Annotated in this window: 14 protein-coding genes; 4 read left to right on the plus strand and 10 right to left on the minus strand. The window is 39.9% G+C overall.

Annotation, left to right across the window (positions count from 1 at the left end):
* Positions 1–9 precede the first annotated feature (9 nt).
* Positions 10–1,443 (minus strand): class II fumarate hydratase, encoded by a 1,434-nt coding sequence (gene fumC / locus IEV50_RS11565; RefSeq protein WP_188414439.1) that lies wholly within the window; start codon positions 1,441–1,443, stop codon positions 10–12.
* A 167-nt stretch (positions 1,444–1,610) separates the two neighbouring features.
* Here fumC and IEV50_RS11570 point away from each other — a divergent pair, with 167 nt between their 5' ends.
* Complete coding sequence (locus tag IEV50_RS11570) at positions 1,611–2,006, plus strand: tautomerase family protein (protein ID WP_188414323.1); 396 nt, start codon at positions 1,611–1,613, stop codon at positions 2,004–2,006.
* A gap of 4 nt (positions 2,007–2,010) precedes the next feature.
* On the opposite strand, the gene IEV50_RS11575 is transcribed toward IEV50_RS11570, so the two are convergent.
* The 9 genes from IEV50_RS11575 to IEV50_RS11615 form a co-directional block, all read right to left on the minus strand.
* Positions 2,011–3,525 carry a L,D-transpeptidase scaffold domain-containing protein gene (locus IEV50_RS11575; protein WP_188414332.1) on the minus strand — a complete coding sequence of 505 codons (1,515 nt, stop codon included), beginning with the start codon at positions 3,523–3,525 and terminating at the stop codon, positions 2,011–2,013.
* Positions 3,526–3,678: 153 nt separating this feature from the next.
* A complete protein-coding gene (locus tag IEV50_RS11580; protein ID WP_188414340.1) occupies positions 3,679–4,095 on the minus strand; it encodes a hypothetical protein in 417 nt (138 codons plus the stop codon).
* A gap of 25 nt (positions 4,096–4,120) precedes the next feature.
* Complete coding sequence (locus tag IEV50_RS11585; protein ID WP_188414342.1) at positions 4,121–4,945, minus strand: hypothetical protein; 825 nt, start codon at positions 4,943–4,945, stop codon at positions 4,121–4,123.
* 309 nt (positions 4,946–5,254) lie between these two features.
* Positions 5,255–7,771, minus strand: coding sequence for a cation-translocating P-type ATPase (locus IEV50_RS11590; RefSeq protein ID WP_229746713.1), 2,517 nt, complete (start codon positions 7,769–7,771; stop codon positions 5,255–5,257).
* Positions 7,772–7,985: 214 nt separating this feature from the next.
* Positions 7,986–8,648, minus strand: coding sequence for a BON domain-containing protein (locus tag IEV50_RS11595; protein ID WP_188414346.1), 663 nt, complete (start codon positions 8,646–8,648; stop codon positions 7,986–7,988).
* Between the two features lie 320 nt (positions 8,649–8,968).
* On the minus strand, positions 8,969–9,217 hold the full coding sequence (locus tag IEV50_RS11600) for a hypothetical protein (RefSeq protein WP_188414348.1): 249 nt from the start codon (positions 9,215–9,217) through the stop codon (positions 8,969–8,971).
* Between the two features lie 48 nt (positions 9,218–9,265).
* Positions 9,266–10,141, minus strand: coding sequence for a universal stress protein (locus IEV50_RS11605; protein WP_188414350.1), 876 nt, complete (start codon positions 10,139–10,141; stop codon positions 9,266–9,268).
* 135 nt (positions 10,142–10,276) lie between these two features.
* Complete coding sequence (locus IEV50_RS11610) at positions 10,277–12,985, minus strand: cation-translocating P-type ATPase (protein ID WP_188414352.1); 2,709 nt, start codon at positions 12,983–12,985, stop codon at positions 10,277–10,279.
* Positions 12,986–12,990: 5 nt separating this feature from the next.
* Positions 12,991–14,238, minus strand: coding sequence for an acetate/propionate family kinase (locus tag IEV50_RS11615; RefSeq protein ID WP_188414354.1), 1,248 nt, complete (start codon positions 14,236–14,238; stop codon positions 12,991–12,993).
* Between the two features lie 265 nt (positions 14,239–14,503).
* On the opposite strand from IEV50_RS11615, the gene IEV50_RS11620 reads away from it, so the two are divergent.
* The 3 genes from IEV50_RS11620 to IEV50_RS11630 all read left to right on the plus strand — a co-directional run bounded on the left by IEV50_RS11620 (position 14,504) and on the right by IEV50_RS11630 (position 19,480).
* A complete protein-coding gene (locus IEV50_RS11620; RefSeq protein ID WP_188414356.1) occupies positions 14,504–15,721 on the plus strand; it encodes a PAS domain-containing sensor histidine kinase in 1,218 nt (405 codons plus the stop codon).
* The gene (locus IEV50_RS11625; protein WP_188414358.1) at positions 15,696–16,745 is read left to right on the plus strand and encodes a response regulator; all 1,050 of its coding nucleotides are present in this window, start codon (positions 15,696–15,698) and stop codon (positions 16,743–16,745) included. The genes IEV50_RS11620 and IEV50_RS11625 overlap by 26 nt, the downstream gene beginning before the upstream one ends.
* Before the next feature lie 218 nt (positions 16,746–16,963).
* Positions 16,964–19,480, plus strand: a complete 2,517-nt coding sequence (locus IEV50_RS11630; RefSeq protein ID WP_188414361.1) for a heavy metal translocating P-type ATPase — start codon at positions 16,964–16,966, stop codon at positions 19,478–19,480.
* Positions 19,481–19,497 lie beyond the last annotated feature (17 nt).

Genomic DNA, 19,497 nt, shown 5'->3' on the forward strand with positions numbered 1-19,497 from the left:
TAAAAACTACTATTTGATAGTTCCAATCATATCTTCAGGACGAACCCATTCACTAAATTGTTCATCGGTAACCAGTCCAAGACCTATTGCAGATTCCCTTAATGATTTGTTATCTTTCAATGCAGCTTTTGCAATCTTTGCAGAATTATCATAACCAATGTGGGGATTCAGTGCGGTTACAAGCATAAGTGAAGATTCCAAGTGTTTTTTGATACCATCATAATTAGGCTCAATACCTAATGCGCAATGTTCGTTGAATGAACAGCATGCATCGCCAATCAACCTAGCGGATTGAAGAAAATTAGCAGCCATTACTGGCTTAAATACATTAAGCTGAAACTGCCCGTTAGAACCAGCAACGGTAATGGCAACATCATTACCCATAACCTGAGCGGCAACCATTGTTACTGCTTCATTCTGGGTAGGATTGACTTTTCCGGGCATGATGGAAGAACCTGGTTCATTCTCTGGCAAGTGAAGCTCACCTATGCTACATCTCGGCCCAGAGGCCAGCATGCGGATATTATTTGCAATATGCATTAGCGAAACTGCTATCTGTTTTAATGCACCGTGACTTTCCACTAGGGCATCATGAGCAGATAGCGCCTCAAATTTATTGTCAGCTGTCCGAAAAGGTAACCCGGTAAAATCCGCAATGTATTTTGCAACGGCAAGGTCATAGCCTTCTGGCGTATTCATTCCAGTACCAACAGCTGTTCCGCCGAGAGCCAGTTCAGAAAGGTGATCCAAAGTGTGTCGCAAAGCTTTTAATCCATGGTCCAGTTGTGAAACATAACCGGATATTTCCTGTCCAAGTGTTAAGGGCGTTGCATCCATTAAATGGGTGCGGCCAATCTTAACCACGTTTTTAAAGGTTTCTGATTTTACCCTTAAAGTATCCCTGAGTTTTTCAATTCCGGGAATCGTTACATCAATTAATATCTTGTAGGCCGCTATATGCATCGCTGTTGGAAAAGTATCGTTTGAAGACTGCGATTTGTTTACATCATCATTTGGGTGAACATACAGTTTACCCTCACCCATCTCATTACCCTGCAGCACATGGATACGGTTGGAGATCACTTCGTTTGCATTCATGTTCGACTGCGTTCCTGATCCAGTTTGCCAGATTACGAGCGGGAATTCAGCGAAAAGTTTTCCCTCTATAATTTCATCACATACCTTTGCAATCAGATCTCTTTTATCTGCAGTTAGAACATTCAGATCTTTATTTGCGAAAGCGGCTGCCTTCTTCAGGAAGCCGAAAGCCTCAATAATCTCTTCGGGCATTGATGCCTTTGGGCCGATCTTAAAGTTGTTTCTTGAGCGTTCAGTCTGTGCTCCCCAGTAGCTATTAATAGGCACTTGGACATCACCCATGCTATCGTGTTCGGTTCTTGATTCGGAAAGGTCTGTATGATTTATTTCTTTTAAAATAGACATATTGCTTTGTTTAGGATATGCCGTAAAGGTGCAGAAGGTTAGGTAACTGAGCCATGACCGCAATCAAGTCGAAAGGTGACGTAAATCAGTAGAAATCATATACAAATACGCCTACCTTGTAAATCAGATAAACCAATTCAGGTGTATCAATATTAAACAATAAAATCATGCCTTATCTTCAACTCGAAGTCATCAGGAACTACCCGTATGCTACTAAAAAATTATTGGCCAAAAGAATCGGGGAAACCTATTCAAGGATTATGAAATCAGATCAAAACCGTATTACAGTAAGCATCCGTGAACTGGGAGAAGGCTCTATCTGGCGCTGTGGTGATGGGGAGCCAATGCCAGCAGCAATTATGATGTGTGATATCCGAAAAGGTAGAGATGCAAATATCAGAACTGAGCTTTGCAAGGCACTTATTGATATGTGCAATGAAGTACTTGGGCTAGAGAACCGCCAGCTCAACATTGAATTTACTCAGCATGATGGAAATGAAATGTATCATCAGCGCCTTGGAAACTTTAGCGCGGAATGGACTGCTGAAGAGGGTTCTATATAGGGGTTCATTTAAAAACTTCTCGCCTTGAGTTGATTTTCTTATCAGATGCTAATAATCTTTCATAACCGTACATCGCCATCTCTAGCGCTCTATCCTGCGTGTAAATATCGGGATAAATAATTAAGCGGCTATCAATCATTTCACAAGTTAAATAGGTTATCTTGATGGAAAGAGATTTGTTAAACTTAAAATCAATGGTCTTATCATTTACAATGGCAGCATGCATTAAAGCTATTTTTGCTGATGATCCATCCTGTGTAAATATCAGTCCGGCAAGCTTTTCTGCCTTTTCAATCTGGATACAGCCAGTACTTACAGCTCTATTGGAGAGGAGCATCCATTTTGGTCGAGGCGTATCATGAAGATAGATATTAGAATTATTAGCAAAATGGAAGGCGATTTTACCCATAGCATTACCGCAAGCCAAAGATTGTTTGGCAATATAAAGTTGGGGCTGCGCTTTTATCTGTAGGAGTTTCCTGCCTGTTATATCTATCATCTTACCCCTTATATCGTAAATGGCATAATGGTTGTCAGCCAGATAACTCGCATCATTTATGGCATTAGGTAAAAGCTCACCAATGAATATTTTAGCCGGCATTTTGATATCCGGAATGGAGGTTAAACTTGTAAGCCGACTTTCTATAAGTGGCGTTGGTGAAGAGGGTTGCCCGACGATAACTTTGAAAACATACACAGAATCATTTAATTTCAGTTTTGCAGAATAGGCAGGGATATTGATGAGCAGACCAGGATTTTGACTGGCTGAAAGCCAACGCAATCGCTCCATGTTAATGGTCATTTTGCGTACACTTTTTTCAGGAAATTCATAACTGTCCTCCAGATACTGTCCACGAACCAAATGCAGATATTTCTGAAGGTCAGTGTATTCTTTTGATGAAGGCTGAACTCTGGCAATTTCATTATAAAAATCGTTACTTTCCATCAACTTTGATAAAGCAAGCACAGCGTTGAAATCGCCATATTCCCCTTCATCTATTTTTACTGGGGTTAACTCGGCATTGAATTTCCCATAATGGAGGTGATTCATGAAGGTAATCATTGCATCTGTCAACAGTACATCAAATATAGCACGCTGTGCTCCACCAAGCATGTCGGGTTGCTCGGAAAGCACATGAACCTGCTGATAAACAAGTTCGCTGCTATGAAAATCATCGCGATTTAGCCCAAATTGAGCAACGCAGTCTAATATCATCATAGCTGGAGCAACCTGCCTGCTATGATTTCCTTTCTCCACCCAGGGCAATTTATAGCCTTTATCTCTGTAAAAGCGTTCTACAGATTTTGGATAATTTAAAATGCTTTTACAGGCTAAAAGCTGTGCTTTTGTTTGTTCAGAAATAAAGCTATTGAGTTTCTCTCCCTCCTTGTTAAAAGTAATTGTGGGATTCTGTGCCATCAAATTAAAAGAAATGTGCAATAGCAGGCAGATCATCCAAATGATGAAGGTTGTTTTATGGCTTATTAAATAGTGAATAGACCTCAATATAGTTTTCATATTTAGTTTATTTAAGTGTGCTCGATTAATATTTATTTGTTCTACTTTGCCTAGTGAACTGGATTGCTCCAACATTTATTTTCTTACATATTTGTGAACTGACCTTAATGCATTAAAATAAAAAAGACTAAATTGAACTTGTTTTTTAACATCCTATATGGTATCCTGTTGTGCTTTTATAACTTGTTGAATCAAAAAGAAAAGCTCTTTCTTTAGGTCTCTGTACGTTTTATTTAGATGTGTCATCGCCTTTTCCATCTGCTCATGTGTGTCTGCCAGAAATTCTCCACGGGCAAAAACCAGATCCTCGGTCTGCCCCTCGAGGTTTTTTAAATGTTCTATCAGGTGAATATCGGTGCTATACTTATCCTTTTCGAGCTGCAGGAGTTTTTTGCCAATACTTTTTAAACCCTCAACATATTTAGGGCCGGAAAGACGGATAAAATAATCATCCAAAAGGTGATGCAGAAAAACGGTTTCGATTTTAAAAAAATCTACATCGGATGCCCAGTGCCGTGCTATGGCGTGATATTGACGATACTCTGCGGAGGTGCTGTTTATGCCATTCATATTTAGAATATTTTAGTTGAAAGTATTAAGATGGAAAGATTAGCAATGGCACAGGCTTATAGAGTGCACATTTGTCTTTGAAATATTGTTTGGTTAGGGTATTGAAATGAAAATGCTGGTTAACCATAACCAACAGATCGGCCTGTGTACCACTTACCATAATTTCCAGGGTGTTCAGTTCATCGTTTTTGTCCAGCATATTCAAGAACAGTTTTGTGTATCCTACGTTCAGGCTCACTTCCTGGTTAAAAATGTTCTCCGCCTCTTTCATTTCAATTTCAGGAAGCCCGCTTGCGGAGTTGTGTGCAATTACCAAGTTAGCTTTCCAGCATCCTGCAAGTCCAGCCAGACACCTAACGGTTTCGATTCCGCAGAAACGCAGATCGGTCAGATAGACCAGTCGGGTAAATTCGTTTTCTGACCATGAAGATGGAACGAGCAGTAAGGGAATCTGAAGCTGATTTAGCAAATTATTGATGGCTAAATTCACATTAAGCAGTGCCTGGGGAAGAAACTCATCCATTCCCTTAACGACCATATAAATATCATTTCTTAAGGGAAGAAGAGAAAGTCCTTGCATATCAACCTCAACCTCCTGAATCAGGGGACTGAAGCCGGGATGCAGTTTTTTTCTCCTGAGCAGCTTTTTCATCAAAGGGGTATGGATTGGTTCTGCAATGGTTTCGTCATGAGAACTTCCTGCCCATTCGTAATCACGCGAATCATGCTTTGGCTCCGGATTGCTGGCAAGAATGATATTTGCACTCAAGCGCTGGGCGAGTATAAGCGCAAATACCGCTGCATGTTCTGCTTCAGGAGTATTATCGTTAATGATAAGTATCGTTTTCATTTGGAATATTGTTTAGCTAATCTGCTAACCGTAAAAGTCGGTATAGCTTTAAACAACCTAAATGACGGCAATCATGTTATATATTGTTTATCATCACCAACCAAAAAATCAATTATTTGCCCCCTAATCTTTTCAGAAACTTCAAACCCGCAACTGGCATTTTAAAGAGCAGAAAGTTTACCCTCTTTTCTTAATTTTTGCATAATAAAACTTTTGGCATAGGGTTTAAATCCATTACGATATCAAGATTAATCAGACATTTCCTCCACAAAGCTAATCTACCATTGATCTTGATAAGGGTTGAGTAAATTACAGGTTTGGAAGTTGTGCTGCTGAAACTTTAGATCTGATGAAGAACTTTAAGCCTTCCAGCCAGATAACAGAAATGAAACCGGCCATAAAACACAATAATAACTGTACGGAGTTTAAGTGGAAAAAGCCGAAGAAAAGGCTTAACGGGGTGATATAGATCATGGCCAAAGTAAGGAAAATCGTGATGGCTATAATAATTGGAACCAGATTGTTTTTATATTTTATCGTTTCCAGAATGGAGTAAAAGAATGATCGATTAACCAAGGTTAGAAAGATATTTGATACCACCAGAACGGTAAATGTCATGGTGCGGACGACACTTTCATTAAAACTGCATGCAATGGCATATCTATATATTAGTAATGCAGCAAGGGCTATGCAAATGCCCTGCATGATACTAAGCGATAACTCATTAATGTTAAAAAATGTATCTGCAGGCAACCTTGGTTTCCGGGACATTGCGTTTTTTTCCATGGGTTCATTTTCATAAATGATTGAACAGGTAGGTCCCATGATAAGTTCCAGAAAGATAATGTGAATTGGAGAAAACAGGTTTGGATAACGCCATCCAAATGCCAGAGGAATAAAAACACAGAGAATAATGGGAATGTGGATCGAAATGATGTATTGAATTGCCTTTTTTAAGTTGGCATAAATTTTTCGTCCCATCGCTACTGCTTCTATCATTTTCGAGAGGTCATCTTCCGGCAGAATCAAAGAGGCGGCCTGCTTGGCAATTTCGGTTCCTTTTTTTCCCATTGCAATCCCGATGTTTGCGGCCTTGAGCGCGGGCCCGTCATTAACACCATCACCAGTCATAGCGACAACTTCACCGTTTGCTTTAAGCGCATTAATGATTCTAAGCTTTGCTTCGGGGAACATCCTGGTAAAAATCTGTGTCTCTTTGACTTGGTTCTGAAGCTCGGAATCACTCAGTTTCATCAGCTCATCACCATTCATACCGTGTCCGGCTCCCCTAAAGCCAATTTCCTGAGCTATAAAACCAGTGGTCTGGGCATTATCGCCGGTTATGATTTTAACAACTATCCCTGCCCGATAAAAATCTTTCATCACTGACCGGATATTCTTCTTGGGCGGGTCGGTAAAAGCGATAAGCCCGCTAAAAACCATAGGTAATTCCTGCTGTGTTTTGGGGAAGACTGTACCCTGAAAATCTGCCGAGGCAACGCCAAGAACACGACACCCGCTTGAGGATAAGGTTTCGATTGCTTTCAAAACTACCTTTTTTTGATCCTTTTCGAGATGGCAGACCTCAATGATCGCCTCGGGAGCACCTTTGGCCGCAACAACCCTATTGCCGTTTCTATCTTCAAGAATATGGGTCATCATTGGAGGCTTCCCGCTTAAAGGATACTCATGCCGCATTGAAAATCTTGTTCTTTTATCATTGGTACAATACTTTATGTATTTCTCAACGATGGAAATTTCCATGATATCGAACGGGATAGGTTCGCTGGCCCACATGGCGGTTTCCATCAGCAAAAGCAGCTCTGTATCTGGAGTAACATTAAGATCGGTAAACTTCCCTGAATGCGGCAAATAAGCACGATCGAGACTCATACGGTTTTCTGTCAATGTGCCTGTTTTATCAGTACATATTACCGTTGCACTTCCCAGCGTCTCAACGGTTTTCATCTGTTTGACGATAATGCCCAACTTCATCAGCCGCCAGGCACCAAGTGCCATAAAACTAGCGAAGGCTACTGGGATTTCTTCGGGAATAATACTCATGGCCAAAGTGAGGGATTTAAGCAAACTGTCTAGAAACAGATGGCCATGTAGAAAATTGATAACCCAAACCATCAGAAATACAATGGCGCCGACAATTACCATTTTTTTTACAAAACTATTGATCTGTAGTTCAAGAGGTGTCTTTTGTTCTTTTATCATTGAGAGGCTTGTACCTATTTTGCCAAGACGGGTTTCGAGCCCGATAGCAGTTACAGTTGCAACAGCAAGCCCAGTTTCAGCGATGGTTCCGCTATAAATTCCCCTATCTGCAGATTCAGTATTCTTAAAAACGGGCAATGACTCTCCGGTTAGCAGGGATTCATTTATAGAGAAATCGTTGGAATGGAAAATTATGCCATCAGCAGGAACGGAGGAGCCTTCCTCAATGAGCATGCTGTCTCCAACTACAAGAGATTCTGTCTGGATATCGCTCACCATACCCTTTCGGATGACCTTGCAAGTAGGCTTATTATATGATTGGAGTTTCTTCAGAGCATTTCGGCTCCTGGAATCCTGAAACAAAGTGATAAGGCAAAGAAACAAGATGGAGATTGATAAGAATATGCCGTTTGAAAAATCTCCGCTAAAGAAATAAATAGAGGAAGCTATTAAAAGAATAATGATCATAGGCTCTTTTAAGAGCTTTAGCAGTACAGAAAAAATACCGCCTTCTGAATCATAAGTTAAAACATTTAGTCCATATTTTTCCTGCGATTCCTTGACCTGGACATCCGATAAACCTTCAGTTCCAAAATTGTTCATAGTCATCTGTGCTTTAATAATCCGGTAAGTTTATGTTTTCGAATTCTTGAATATGCTTTTAAGAAAATGCAATAGCGGTTGGTAAGGCCAAAGGTTCATTTGTTTTGAAATTTCAATCAGTAGATAACGGGTGGATATCCAATTCAAAACAACAAACCTTGAGTGGAGGTAAAGCCGTGCAAGGTCAAAAGAATGGTTTTCTGGCTTATTTTTTTCAAATGGTTGCATGGTCGATAAGCAATTCGTTGTGAACATTCCATACGCCCGGTGCATTCCAGGCAATGCGTTCGGCCTCATCCTTTTGATAAATTGATTTTACTTTACCACTCAGGGTAACCCTATTGCCAAAAACGTTCACTGCAATTTCATTAGTGTCGACTGCCCAGCTCCGTAGTAATGCATTTTCGATGGCTACCTTTTCTACATCATCTGAAGTTTCTGATTTTACCTGTATAGCATTGGTTAAGTTTTTTACCCCTTTAAGCCCTTCAACTAATTTTTGGATATCCTCTTTAAGTGTATACCATTTCACTTCTCCCTCAATAGTAACCAAACCATTCTCAACCTTTATTATGATTTTATTTGCGGGAATTTCGGGGTTTAGCTTTAGTGCTTCAAGGATTTCCCCGGCCAGATCGAGGTCTTTCTTCTTTTCCATGCTGCCAAAATCAACTTCTATCTTTTCTATAATAGCCTTAACCCCTACAACAGTTTTTGCTGCATGTTCCGCTCCAGTTTTCTTCGCATAGCTATCCACTGTACCACTTAGGGTAATAATTCCATCCTGTGCGATAACGCCAATTTCTGCGGCCTGAAGTAAGGCTTCCCACTTGATGGCTTGCAGTACATCAAGCTGTAATTTTTCATTGTTTCTCATTTTGATAATTCTTAAAATATTTGAACTAAACTTTATTGATCTCATCATGACAGGCTGATTTTGTCATGCTCCAATATTTTCTTGTTTCGTTCATACTCCTTTAGATCGATTGCGCCATTTGCAAAACGCTCCTGAAGAATATGCATAGCTGAACGCTTCTTATTTCGCTGCCCAGGAATATCATATGGAACAAGAAATATCCAGACCAAAAGTGCGAACCAGAAGATCCACCACAAGAAATCCATTCCTAGAAAATAATTTGCATAGAACATTTTTGATTTTATTTAAAGAGTAATTTAATTTTTGAGTATTACAAAGTATTAACCTACTTCGCTGTTTTCTAATAGTATTCCCATTTCACTCACCACCCATTCAGAAAGGCTATCACCATTTTTTCTGCTTAAGGATGCTACTTTTTTAAAAACTGTAGCCCTTTCTAAAAAATCCTTATTTTTCCAGATTCGGAACTTCTCCTCTATCCTAAAAAATTGCTCTAAATACTCCGATTCAGTTAAAGTGCCATCATCATTAGTGTATTGTTCTATATGAAAGGCTATATGTAAATCCATTTTATGATTATTTTAACCAGGTGGTGCAGATAAATTGATTGATTAATTTCAGGCAATATGTTCAGCTTCCGGTACGGCCTTAAAGATTAGCATAGGAAAATCAAGTTCTTTTGCAAGCTTTTGCGAAAGACTACCGTTTAAAAGACCACGGAGAAAGCTTTTCTCTCTATGAACAACTACCAACAAATCCATCGGACGTTTAACCATAAGCTTATTTAGTCCTTCAAGTTCGTTTTCTTGGTTCATTCTGATGTAATGGATGCCTGGGTAGCCTAAATCACTACTCAATTCAATCATCATTAATTTGGTTTTTTCAGATATATCTTTGGCCACATTCTTGGGAGTTGAGATGTGGACAATGAAGATTTCTGCCTTAAAGCTGCTTGCAAGAGGAATGAGCTGTCTTAAAAATGCGCTATCCGCGTGTGTATCGCTAAAATCTGTAGCAAAATAAATATTCTTAAAGGGGGCAATCCTGGTTTTTGAGGGAATAAGTAAAAGCGGCACACCTAATAAGTCGATCATATTGCGAGTGTGGTTTCCGAACATAAAGCTTTCAAAACCCTCCCCATGAGTTCCCATAACGATAAAATCAGTTAATTGGTCAGCTACTACCCCTTCCACCACATCCTGAAGGTAGCCTGATTGATTTAAAACCCCAATCTTGGGCTTATGCTCGTGTGATTGATCTGCCTTTTTCAGGTGTAACTTTAGTTTTTCAAGCTCAGCCATGCTCGCATCTTCGAGCGTATTAGTTTCTTCCATAGGCCATATTATAAGACCGGCTTGCGGCATCTCTGCGGGTACAATTACTGCATTGCAGAGAATCATGTCGGCCTTTATTTTTTTACAAAGTGCATATGCGTATTCAGCCGCATGCTTTGCATGTAAAGAGAAATCAGTCAATACTAATAAGTTTTTCATTGTAATATATTTTAATTACGGCGTTTAATTATTTCTTATTTGCCTACCTGTAAAATTGTCTAATATAGAATTACCCTGCCATGATAATCCTCACCTTGATAAATGTTTATTATCACAAAGCTTATATTTATAAGCTTAGTTATCGGTTTTACTAAAATGCCCTAAAACAACTCTTTTCTTAAATACTATTTTATGTAATTGTACCAGTAATATTGGAAGTATGCTGGCAATTAAGACTGTAAGCCATGCTTGATGAGAAATAAGGTTTAGATTCAGCGCCGCCCGGCTCTTAGGAAAAAAGTATACAACAGCAATGAGCAAAAAACAAAGTAGAAGTGCCAGCCAAACAAATCTGTTTCTGGTTACCTCGTTCTTTGCTATTCCCGAATGTAGTGATGACATATTGAAAACGTGAAATAGCTGAGCGGCAGCCAGTGTTAAAAAAGCGACATTATTGAGTACCCTTACATCAGCAGTAACATATATCTTACAAAGATAAATGGCCAACAATACAGAACCGGTAATAATAAGTGCATAAATGAGTATCACCAGCCAGTTTCGGTTAGATATAATATCAAGTTTAGGATCTCTGGGTGGTCTTTGCATAACCGTAGTGTCTCCTTTACCCAGCCCTAAAGCCAGAGCAGGAAATACGTCTGTAACCATATTCAGAAATAGTATTTGTAACGGAAAAAGCATGGCTCCATCTGCTAAAAAGCCTAAAAGGGTAACAATAAAAATCTCGCTGAGGTTACATGATACCAGATAGATTACAAATCGCTGTATATTTTGAAAAATTTCCCTGCCTTGAGCCACCGCCTGAGAAATTGAAGAGAAAGAATCATCCTTTAACACAATACTGGCCGTTTCTTTAGCAACTTGTGTTCCACGCAGCCCCATCGCAATACCAACATCAGCTTTTTTGAGCGCTGGAGCATCATTCACTCCATCGCCAGTCATCGCTACAATAAAACCTGCCTTTTGATAAACATCCACAATTTCCAGCTTTTGCTTGGGTGTAGTTCTTGCAAATACCGACGTAGATAGAATCCGCTCTTTCCATTCCTCTTCAAGCGATTCTATTTCAGGAAGCTCACTCCCGGCAATTACCTTATTGTCATCTGCAGCAGTTATACCAACCTTTTTGGCAATGTTTAAAGCAGTCATTGGATGGTCTCCAGTAATCATGACAATTTTTATTCCTGCAGAATGGCAGGCGCTAATGGCATCTTTTATATCGGTTCGGGGCGGATCTAGAAAGCCCACCATGCCAACATAAGTCAGATCATGAAGATAATCATCTCCTGGCCTTTCAGTATAAGAAAGATATGCAAAAGCTAGTACCCGTAACCCTAATGCAGATAATCTCTCCGCATTTAAAAGGATTTTTCGCCTTTCATCATTATTCAAATCACCGATAGCGTTACCAGACTGCATGCTTTTACATTTTAACAATAGGGATTCAACTGAACCTTTTGCCGAAACCAAAAAACCATCAATTCCTTTATGTAAAGTACACATAAGTTTGGTTTCGGAGCTGAATGGCATTTCAGCTATCCGCTTAAATTCTTCGGTAGTATTTTTTACGGGATATCCGGCTGCATCGGCAAGAATTAAAAGTGCGACTTCAATTGGATCACCGAAAGATTTTTTGTCTTTATCTGAAACATTTAAAGGCACATTGTTACAAAGGCTTCCGATCCTCGTAAGCAACAGTAAATTTTCACGGCTTTTTTCAATGCCAGATTTCTTAAATTCAAGTAGTCCATTCTTTATTGAAACGTCCAGCTCTTGAGACGGGAAGGAAAGTACTTCAACAAAAATTTTGTTTTCTGTAAGTGTACCTGTCTTATCAGTCAGAATTACATTAACTCCACCCAAGGTTTCTACAGATGATAATTTTTTTACAATGGCATTCTTTCTGGCCATTAGAAGCATACCATAAGCAAGGGCTACGGTAGCGACAATAGGAAGCCCCTCTGGAAATGCTGCAACAGCAAGGGCTATAGAGGTTTCTAGAATCTGGAGCCAGGGTTTTCTCTCGATTACACCTGAAATCGCAAAGATGCCAGTCATTACCAAAGTAATCCAGATAAGTTTTTTGGTGAGTTTGCTTATTTTAAGATCAAGCGGCGTTTGTGTCGAAGTGGAACGCCCTACCATTTCACTGATCTTTCCCAGCTCTGTATGTTCTGCTATTGCGGTAATGATTACCCTGGCATTTCCATTCATTACCGCAGTACCTTTGTATACCATGTTTTTAGCCGCAGCGGTTCCATCATCATTTAAGGTTTCTATCGTTTTAATCACCGGAAAAGACTCACCCGTGAGTGGAGACTCATCAACCTGAAGACCGTTGATAAGCACAATTCTTCCATCTCCAGACACAACATCTCCGGCCTCAAGCAAGAGCAAGTCTCCAGGAGTAAGCTGCTCAGATGGAATTTCACATGACTTACCTCCCCTAATCACCCTGGAAAAGCTTATGTCCATATCCCTCAAAGCCCGCATGGAAATTCTGGCCTGGAGTTCCATGAAGAATCCAATCATTGCGTTAACCACAATAACAATGAATATTGCTACAGCCTCAGCCTGATTTTTGAAATATAAAGAGGCAAAGCCAGCCACAAGTAGTAAATAAACAATAGGACTGTTAAATTGCTCAAAGGCCATAACCCAGAGACTTTTGCGTTTTTGGCTTTTATAAATATTAAGTCCAAAATACTTAGAGCGTAAGGAAGCTTCGACAGTACTTAAACCATCATTAACATCTGTCGATAATGCATTTAACAAGCTTTCAATCTTTTGGGAATAAGCTGCTTTAAGGGGATACCTAATTTCCATAATATCTAAAGTTTTTCTGCTATCGAAAGCGATGAATATGTTGGTTCATCATCAACAACAGGCGCTAAAATATTTTTGGTGTGCATGGCAATCATACATTCCTCATTGGTAGCCATAACCCTCACAGAAACCCTGCTGTTTTGATCGGAGATGACTTTTTCCTTACGCAGATTAAGGCAACGGTCGATTTTCAGCCCCATAAAATCCATTTCCCCGCATATACGCTCCCTAATCTCAGGTGAATTTTCTCCTATACCACCTGTAAAAATGAGTATATCTAAGCCACCAATCGAGGCCGCGAGCGCTGCAATAAATTTCTTAGCCTGACAGCAGTATAATTTAATTGCTGCCTCTGCCTGCTGGTTATCACCCGAAAGATTTAAAAGCTCCTTCATATCACCTGTTCCTGCAATAGCTATTAGCCCTGATTCATAGCTGAGCTTAACATCAAGTTCCTCAGGGGTGATATCGTTCTGTTTGAGCATGAAAAGGATTGCACCAGGGTCAAGGTCACCGCAGCGGGTACTCATCACCAAACCTCCCATTGGGCTGATGCCCATAGTGGTGTCAAAACCCTTTCCAAATGTAACAGCAGCCATACTAGAGCCATTACCAAGATGGGCGATAATAATCTTCTTCTGATCGATAAATGCATGTTGCTGATGTAGTTTATGCATTATATACTCATAGGAAAGTCCATGAAAACCATATCTAATCAATCCATTATCCTTGTATTTAGCTGGCAAAGGATAATATTTGTTGTGATCTGGCATGTCCTTGTGAAAGTTGGTATCAAAACAGACCACATGTTTTAAGTCGGGAAATTCCAATAAAAAGGTATTGATTAAACTCAGCTCGCCTGGCAGATGGTTGGGAGCTAAAAAGATTAGGGCATTTAGATCTGCCAATAATTTCTCGCTAACAATTTCTGGTATCCTGTGATCAGCTCCGCCTTGAACAATGCGATAACCAATAGCAGATATTAGACTGTATTTTTTAATTTTTTTGAGCCAATGTATTATTGCTGTTCCGGCATCTTCAATATTTCGGTAATGTTCTGTTTTTGGCAATGCTGAATACTGATGACTATCGGTTACCTCCATACTGCCAATCGATTTACCTATCCCAATTATTACTCCTGACCACTGTCTATGCATCGTTTTGTGATGATAAATAGCAAATTTCAGACTTGAGGAACCTAAGTTAAGTACCAATATAAACTGTTCACCGGTCAATTTTATATATTTCTCCATATCTCACTTTGGAATGCCATAAACCTGAATCGACCAATAAACATTCCCTTTTACAAAAATATATTAGCTGAAGACTAACACGAATGACCACACACCTAGCAAATAGTGATACTCATCATTTAATAGGCAAATAGTTCTAACTATCTTGTTCAAATCGATCGAAAGTTATTAGGTTATATTTTCAATAAAATTATAAAACGAAACAAATTACCTTGCCGATTGTCTATCCTATGCAGTTAATTATTTAACTGATAATCAATAATTTATGGAAAATACCGTATTGCTGAAAGCAATCATTGAAAATGCAATAGACGGCCTGATTACCATAGATGATCATGGGATTGTTGAATCCATAAACCCTTCGGCATGTAAGCTTTTTCAATATGCTGCTGAAGAGGTTATTGGCCGGAATATATCCGTACTTATGCCACAACCCGACAGAACCCTCCATGATGGCTATCTTTTCCAATATAAGAAAACAGGGAATGCAAGCATTATCGGAATTGGAAGAGAACTTATCGGTATGAAAAAAAATGGTAGCTATTTTCCTTTTCGGCTCGGCGTGAGTGAGGTAAAGTATTCGGGAAGAATTATTTACGCTGGCTTTATTCACGATCTTACGCGTGAAAAGGAAGCTGAAGGAAAATTACAAGATTATGCCTCCTTGCTGGAGGAACAAGTTGAAGAAAGAACACATTCGCTTAGAACGAGTGTAAAAACACTACAGAAAACCCAGGATGAGTTGAACCTTTCACTGAATAAGGAAAAAGAATTAGGCCAGCTTAAGAGCCGCTTCGTATCTATTGCCTCACATGAATTCCGTACACCTTTAAGTATGGTACAGCTTTCTGCATCGCTAATTGATCGGTATGCAGAAAACCTTGACCAGAAAAACATAGGAAAACATGTTGTTAAGATCAAAGATGCGGTACTGAATATTACGGCAATTCTAAATGATTTTCTCTCGCTGGAAAAACTGGACTCGGGAATGATACGGCCAAAAATCAGCCATTTTAACCTTTCAGAAATGGCAGAAGAAATTACTGGAGAAATGAAGATAACACTCAAGGGAAAACAGAAGATTATTTTTAAGCACAGAGGGCCGGGGTTGATGATCAACCTGGATCAGAACCTGCTAAAAAACTGTATAGTAATCCTCATTGACAATGCTATAAAATATTCCGGAACGGAAAGCAAAATCCAGTTTTATACAAAGATTAACGAAAATAACTGTACCATCAGAATTTGCGATAATGGAATTGGGATTCCAGATAGCGATCATAAGCATCTTTTCGAAGCATTTTTCAGGGCACATAACACCGGCAATATTTCCGGTAATGGGCTTGGTTTGAGCATACTTTCCAGATATACTGGCCTGATGAATGGAAAGGTCAGTTTTAAGAGCAGAATTAACAAGGGTACCTTATTTACACTAACATTTCCACAAACCTATAACCATGAGCAAAAAAGTACTGATCATTGAAGATCATGATGCCATCCGTGCAAACGTGGTAGAAATTCTAGAAATGGCTCTTTATACCGTATTTGAGGCAAAAAATGGAAAAATCGGAGTTGATATGGCAATAAAAAATAATCCTGATATTATTTTATGTGACATTATGATGCCTGAATTAGACGGATATGGCGTACTGTACATGCTTAACAAGCATGTAGAAACCTCGGGAATACCTTTTATTTTCCTGACCGCAAAGGCAGAACATGCAGACCTAAGAAAGGGAATGGAACTTGGCGCAGATGATTATCTTATCAAACCATTTGATGATATGGAATTACTAAACGCAATCGATATCCGCTTAAGAAAAAAAGCACTTGCTGAATACTCACATAAAGTTAATTCTGAAGAATTTAAGGTTCTCGTGGCAAAAACAGATGGCTTAGCAGAATTCAATAAGATTATTGAGGGTAAAAAGAGCAGGGAGTTTAAAAAAAATCAGGTCATCTATTATGAGGATGATCATGGAAAAGGGCTGTACCTAATTACCCACGGTAAAGTTAAAACGATAAAACTGGCGCAAGATGGACGTGAATTGATGACCGGAATGTACAGCAAAGGGGATTACATCGGGATAAATTCGGTACTCAGTGGAAGCACTTATGCCGATACCGCAACATCAATAGAAGATAGCCTGCTCTGCCTGATCCCTACGGAGCAGATGGAAAGTGTTTTCAGTCTTTATCCTGAAGTCGCAAGAAAGTTTATCCACCTCCTTTCCAGAGATAACCGTGAAAAAGAAGATCAGCTCTTGCAACTGGCGTATCATTCTGTCAGAAAAAAAATGGCTGTCACACTTGTGAAGCTATACAATAAGGATATAAAAAATGATTTCTTTACCATTTCAAGGGAGGATCTTGCTGCGATGGCCTGTATGGCTACCGAAACGGTAAGCCGCACACTTTCAGATTTTAGAGATGAGAAACTTATCGACAGGAACGGCAGCAGGATTACTTTACTGGATCTCAACGGATTATCAAAAATGAAAAATTAGGAACGTTCTGGTTTTTATCTAAATATAAAACCCATCAACGGTTTATTTATCTACGATAGAATGATATAAACAATTTTGGAAATTGTGTAACCTTTTTTATGGATATAACCCAATCTTTATAATGGTCTCCGCTGGCAAGGAATGAAAAAACGAGATGTAAAAAATAGTTGTTTTTAAAAAAATTCTGCCAGAGAAATGTAAGCAAGCCAAAATTGGACATGAAACACACCTACCATATTGAAGGGATGAGCTGTAATGGCTGCCGTAAAAAAGTTGAAGATGTATTGAATGCAATTGATGGGGTATCTTCAGTTGTTAGCCTAGTTCCTCCAGTTGCAACAATTACCATGAGTAATTCCATTACCATAGGCACACTTCAAAAAGCACTTTCAAAAGCAGGCAATTACACAATCATAAAAGGCGATGTCATCCATGGTATATCTAAACAAACTGGTCATCCCCAGCCTGATTACAAAACAACAAGCAGCATTAAGACCAATTCTGAGGGCAATTATTATTGCCCTATGCATTGCGAGGGAGAAAAGACCTATGTGCATAGCGGAAACTGTCCTGTATGTGGGATGGACCTGATTAAAGCACCTGATCTAAAAAGCAGCCCCGCACAGTACTCCTGCCCGATGCATCCTGACATTATCAGGGATTCACCAGGGGCCTGCCCTATTTGTGGAATGGATCTTATCCAGGTAGAAAACGGAGAAGACCAGAAGGATGATGGCTATACTGTACTCAGAAAAAAATTCGTGGTGGCTGTATCCTTTACCTTGCCGGTTTTTTTGATTTCAATGTCAGAAATGATACCGGCAAACCCGCTTTTCAAGATCATGGACCTTAAATATTGGAATATTGTGGAGCTGGCATTCTCCCTGCCAGTAATTTTTTATGCCACATGGATGTTTTTTCAGCGGGCTTGGAAGTCCATTATAAGCTGGAAACTGAATATGTTCACCCTTATCGCCCTTGGCGCTGGGGTAGCATGGCTGTTTAGCCTGGTTGCACTTTTTTTTCCAGCAATCTTCCCGCATCAATTCAGAACACATCAAGGTACGGTTTATGTTTATTTTGAGGCAGCAACGGTTATACTTACCCTGGCACTATTGGGGCAGCTACTGGAGGCAAAAGCACATCAAAGAACCACCACAGCGATTAAGGAACTGTTAAAACTGGCTCCTGCTACAGCAACAAAAATTGTCGGCAACAAGGAAACTACAGTTAGTATAACTGAGATTGTAAAAGGTGACCTGCTCCGGGTAAAGCCAGGAGAAAAAATTCCGGTTGATGGCAGCATTAAAGAGGGCGATGCAACGATTGATGAATCCATGATCTCTGGCGAACCTTTACCTATTGATAAAAACTCTGGCGATATGGTACGATCGGGGACGATCAATAGCAATACTACATTTATCATGACCGCAGAAAAAATCGGTTCTGAAACATTGCTTTCCAGGATCATCGAAATGGTCAATACAGCGAGCAGATCAAAGGCGCCAATCCAAAAGATTGCAGATAGGCTTTCAGGTTATTTCGTACCTATTGTCGTAATGATTTCTTTGATAACATTTATCGTCTGGGCAATCTACGGACCCGAACCTGCGTACGTTTACGCTATGGTAAATTCAATCTCAGTATTGATCATTGCCTGCCCCTGCGCGTTGGGGCTTGCTACACCGATGTCGGTGATGGTAGGGATTGGCAAAGGTGCCCAAATGGGTATTCTGATTAAAGATGCAGAATCACTGGAAAAAATGAATTCGATAGATGTACTCATCATCGATAAAACGGGTACCTTAACAGAAGGTAGGCCATCGGTAGAGCGTGTGGTCAGTGTTGATCCACATGTTGGAGAGGAAAATCTACTCAGGAAAATAGTTGCTTTGAACAGCAGTAGCGAACATCCGCTTGCCCGGGCTACCATGAAATACGGCGCAGAAAAAGGCATTGCAGCAGAACCTATCAATCTTTTTAAAGCAGTATCTGGTAAAGGAGTTACAGGCAAACTCGGCACGGATCAACTCGCGCTCGGAAATAAAAGTCTGATGGATCAGCTCGGCATAGCTATCGCAGCAGATCTTCAAGAAATGGTAAGCGCTGAACAGAAAGCGGGCAAAACCGTTTCATATCTATCCATTAATAAGCAGGCTGCAGGATTTGTGGTAATTTCAGACCAGATCAAACCCACCAGCAGATCAGCGATCTGGAGCCTTCAGAACGAAGGACTAAAAGTGATCATGTATACCGGCGACAATAGTAATACAGCAAAGGCAGTGAGCGAGAATCTTCATTTAGATGGATTTCAAGCCCAAATGCTTCCTGAAGATAAACTAACGGAAATTAAAAAGCTACAGGCATCTGGCAAAAAGGTAGCTATGGCGGGAGACGGAATTAATGATGCACCAGCACTTTCACAGGCAGATATCGGAATCGCCATGGGTACCGGGACTGATGTGGCAATCCAGAGTGCTTCCATCACCCTGATCAATGGAGACCTTTCGGGTATTGTGAAAGCCAGAGCCTTGAGCAAAAAGGTAATGTCAAATATAAAAGTCAACCTGCTGTTTGCCCTTGGTTATAATATTCTTGGCATACCCGTTGCAGCAGGAATCTTATATCCATTTTCCGGAATACTGCTTTCACCAATGGTTGCCGCTTTGGCAATGAGCTTGAGTTCGGTTTCTGTAATCCTTAACGCGTTAAGATTAAAGAATACAAATATTTAACGAAAAAAGAATGGGGT

It is taken from the genome of Pedobacter mendelii (assembly GCF_014635725.1).
Classification (GTDB): Bacteria; Bacteroidota; Bacteroidia; order Sphingobacteriales; family Sphingobacteriaceae; genus Pedobacter; species Pedobacter mendelii.

What these genes read in the sequence shown, in the direction of transcription:
- IEV50_RS11625 (WP_188414358.1), top strand. Translation starts at nt 15,696, where the DNA reads ATGAGCAAAAAAGTACTGATCATTGAAGATCATGATGCCATCCGTGCA.
- IEV50_RS11620 (WP_188414356.1), top strand. Translation starts at nt 14,504, where the DNA reads ATGGAAAATACCGTATTGCTGAAAGCAATCATTGAAAATGCAATAGAC.
- IEV50_RS11575 (WP_188414332.1), bottom strand. Translation starts at nt 3,525, where the DNA reads ATGAAAACTATATTGAGGTCTATTCACTATTTAATAAGCCATAAAACA.
- IEV50_RS11580 (WP_188414340.1), bottom strand. Translation starts at nt 4,095, where the DNA reads ATGAATGGCATAAACAGCACCTCCGCAGAGTATCGTCAATATCACGCC.
- IEV50_RS11600 (WP_188414348.1), bottom strand. Translation starts at nt 9,217, where the DNA reads ATGGATTTACATATAGCCTTTCATATAGAACAATACACTAATGATGAT.
- IEV50_RS11615 (WP_188414354.1), bottom strand. Translation starts at nt 14,238, where the DNA reads ATGGAGAAATATATAAAATTGACCGGTGAACAGTTTATATTGGTACTT.
- IEV50_RS11610 (WP_188414352.1), bottom strand. Translation starts at nt 12,985, where the DNA reads ATGGAAATTAGGTATCCCCTTAAAGCAGCTTATTCCCAAAAGATTGAA.
- IEV50_RS11595 (WP_188414346.1), bottom strand. Translation starts at nt 8,648, where the DNA reads ATGAGAAACAATGAAAAATTACAGCTTGATGTACTGCAAGCCATCAAG.
- fumC (WP_188414439.1), bottom strand. Translation starts at nt 1,443, where the DNA reads ATGTCTATTTTAAAAGAAATAAATCATACAGACCTTTCCGAATCAAGA.
- IEV50_RS11585 (WP_188414342.1), bottom strand. Translation starts at nt 4,945, where the DNA reads ATGAAAACGATACTTATCATTAACGATAATACTCCTGAAGCAGAACAT.
- IEV50_RS11570 (WP_188414323.1), top strand. Translation starts at nt 1,611, where the DNA reads ATGCCTTATCTTCAACTCGAAGTCATCAGGAACTACCCGTATGCTACT.
- IEV50_RS11605 (WP_188414350.1), bottom strand. Translation starts at nt 10,141, where the DNA reads ATGAAAAACTTATTAGTATTGACTGATTTCTCTTTACATGCAAAGCAT.
- IEV50_RS11630 (WP_188414361.1), top strand. Translation starts at nt 16,964, where the DNA reads ATGAAACACACCTACCATATTGAAGGGATGAGCTGTAATGGCTGCCGT.
- IEV50_RS11590 (WP_229746713.1), bottom strand. Translation starts at nt 7,771, where the DNA reads ATGAACAATTTTGGAACTGAAGGTTTATCGGATGTCCAGGTCAAGGAA.